Source organism: Corynebacterium intestinale (assembly GCF_023574125.1).
Lineage (GTDB): Bacteria > Actinomycetota > Actinomycetes > Mycobacteriales > Mycobacteriaceae > Corynebacterium > Corynebacterium hesseae.
In genome coordinates, this window is record NZ_JAMKFF010000017.1 from 1,545 (window position 1) to 2,823 (window position 1,279).

The window sequence follows — 1,279 nt, forward strand, 5'->3', positions numbered from 1 at the left end:
TTTGTGGTGGTTGTTGTGTTGGTTGTGTGTTCGTTATTTAGGGCGCATGGTGGATGCCTTGGCATGCTGGGCCGATGAAGGACGTGTAAGGCTGCGTTAAGCCTCGGGGAGTTGTCAATAGAGCGTTGATCCGAGGATGTCCGAATGGGGAAACCTGGCACCTGTTATGGGGTGTTACCCTTCAGTGAATTCATAGCTGTTGTGGGGGTTTACGCGGGGAAGTGAAACATCTCAGTACCCGTAGGAGAAGAAAATAAAATATGATTCTGCTAGTAGTGGCGAACGAACGTGGATGAGGCTAAACCGTGTGCATGTGATACTTGGTAGGGGTTGTGTGTGCGGTGTTGTGGGCCCCAACGTGCGGTGACTACCATCATCGTGCTTGTGTGTTGTTGTTAGGTGAAGTGGTGTGGAAACGCCCACCGTAGAGGGTGATAGTCCCGTAGTTGAAGGCTTCAATGCATGGGTTGTTGGGTTGCCCGAGTAGCAGCGGGCTCGTGGAATCTGCTGTGAATCTGCCGGGACCACCCGGTAAGCCTAAATACTCAGTGTGACCGATAGTGTATGAGTACCGTGAGGGAATGGTGAAAAGTACCCCGGGAGGGGAGTGAAATAGTTCCTGAAACCATGTGCTTACAATCCGTCAGAGCACCTGTATGTGTGTGATGGCGTGCCTTTTGAAGAATGAGCCTGCGAGTCAGCGGCATGTCGCGAGGTTAACCCGTGTGGGGTAGCCGTAGGGAAACCGAATCCTCATGGGGTGTTTAGTGGCATGTCCTGGACCCGAAGCGGGGTGATCTACCCATGGCCAGTGTGAAGCAGTAGTAAGATGCTGTGGAGGCGCGAACCCACGTAGGTTGAAAACTGCGGGGATGAGCTGTGGGTAGGGGTGAAAGGCCAATCAAACTCCGTGATAGCTGGTTCTCCCCGAAATGCATTTAGGTGCAGCGTCGCATTAGCTTGGTGGAGGTAGAGCTACTGGTTGGTTGAGCGGGACTACAATCTTAGCAATGTCAGCCAAACTCCGAATGCCACTAATTGTGTTGTGCGGCAGTGAGACTGTGGGGGATAAGCTTCATAGTCGAGAGGGAAACAGCCCAGATCGCCGGTTAAGGCCCCTAAGGGTGTGCTAAGTGGAAAAGGATGTGGGATCGCGAAGACAGCCAGGAGGTTGGCTTAGAAGCAGCCATCCTTGAAAGAGTGCGTAATAGCTCACTGGTCGAGTGGTCCTGCGCCGACAATGTAGTGGGGCTCAAGCACACCGCCGAAGCCGCGGCAA

1 rRNA gene (running past one end of the window) is annotated in these 1,279 nt (G+C 53.3%); it reads left to right on the top strand.

The annotated features are described in order from the left end of the window. The first annotated feature begins 26 nt into the window (after positions 1 to 26). Positions 27 to 1,279, top strand: a 23S ribosomal RNA gene (locus tag M5J06_RS12305) (it continues 1,611 nt past the right edge of the window).